Source organism: Pseudomonas rossensis, from assembly GCF_039888995.1.
Lineage (GTDB): Bacteria > Pseudomonadota > Gammaproteobacteria > Pseudomonadales > Pseudomonadaceae > Aquipseudomonas > Aquipseudomonas rossensis.
Genome location: NZ_JBBWCB010000301.1, coordinates 1 through 1,228 on the forward strand (window position 1 = coordinate 1; position 1,228 = coordinate 1,228).

The 1,228-nt window shown below is 57.7% G+C and carries 1 protein-coding gene and 1 pseudogene; both read left to right on the plus strand.

Features of this window, described 5'->3' with window-relative positions:
* The first annotated feature begins 59 nt into the window (after positions 1-59).
* Positions 60-809 (plus strand): IS21-like element helper ATPase IstB, encoded by a 750-nt coding sequence (gene istB / locus WLY71_RS30585; RefSeq protein WP_347806564.1) that lies wholly within the window; start codon positions 60-62, stop codon positions 807-809.
* Positions 810-903: 94 nt separating this feature from the next.
* A pseudogene (locus WLY71_RS31560) lies at positions 904-1,055 on the plus strand (IS256 family transposase); the annotation flags it as partial.
* Positions 1,056-1,228: the final 173 nt, after the last annotated feature.

Genomic DNA, 1,228 nt, shown 5'->3' on the forward strand with positions numbered 1-1,228 from the left:
CCCCGCCCGCCACGAGAACGTGCGCGGTGCCGACTATTACACCCAAAAGGAGCTGTTCAATGATGACGCAACACACCCTTAACCAGCTGCATCAACTGCGACTCAGCGGCATGGCCAAGGCGCTGGAAGAGCAGTGGACACTGCCGGCCAGCCACAGCTTGAGCTTCGATGATCGACTCGGCCTGCTGCTCGACCGAGAGCTGGCCTGGCGTGACAACAAACGTCTGGAGCGACTGCGCAAACAAGCCAAACTCAAGTATGGCGGTGCCTGCCTGGAAGACCTCGACCGACGCCCGGGTCGAGGCCTGGATGAACGTCAACTCGCGACTCTGGCCAGCGGCGACTGGATCCGCCAACAACACAACCTGCTGCTGACCGGCCCTACCGGCGTGGGTAAAAGCTGGCTCGCCTGCGCCTTGGGCAACCAAGCCTGTCGCCAAGGCTACAGCGCGTTATACCTGCGCACGCCGCGCCTGCTGGAACAACTGCGGATCGCCCACGGCGACGGCAGCTTCGGTCGCACGCTGCAACAACTGGCGAAGGTCGACGTGCTGATCCTGGACGACTGGGCCTTGGCGCCACTGGAAGAAAACGCCCGGCACGATCTGCTGGAAGTGATCGACGACCGCGCCGGCTCGCGGTCGACGGTACTGACCAGCCAACTGCCAGTCGATCACTGGCACGGCTGGATCAACGATCCGACAGTGGCCGACGCTTTACTTGATCGGCTGGTGCACAGCGCGTATCGAATCGTGATGAAAGGCGAGTCGTTGCGACGTAAAAAGACGGAAGAAGAAGCGGCATCGTGACCGATGCGGTTAGAATTTAGACCCCGCGCAATCGGGTGGAGAAACCGGTCACGTTGTTAGCGAAATGACCGGTCACGATGAGCGAAATACGCAGCGTGCGTCATTCCCGACCGATGAGGCAGTGACGAAGCTGTTTTATCTGGCGCTGAACAACATCAGCAAGAAGTGGACAATGCCGTCCGGGACTGGAACGCGGCTTTGAATCGCTTCAGTATCCAGTTTGAAGATCGGCTGTTAACGGTTTAATAGAAACCCCGTTTACACAAAATCGGGTACACCCTCAGGCATAAGTGTAGTGGTCAACTAATCCCGGTCTCTCCAAAGAGCGTATAGAACCGAAACCCCTATCACTCCCACTCATCAACATATTCGGTTTGACAAGAGAAAGAATTATGGAAGGTATCCATCTACCTCATCAC

Excerpts from the sequence above, each read along its gene's own strand:
- istB (WP_347806564.1), top strand. The coding sequence starts at position 60 with ATGATGACGCAACACACCCTTAACCAGCTGCATCAACTGCGACTCAGC.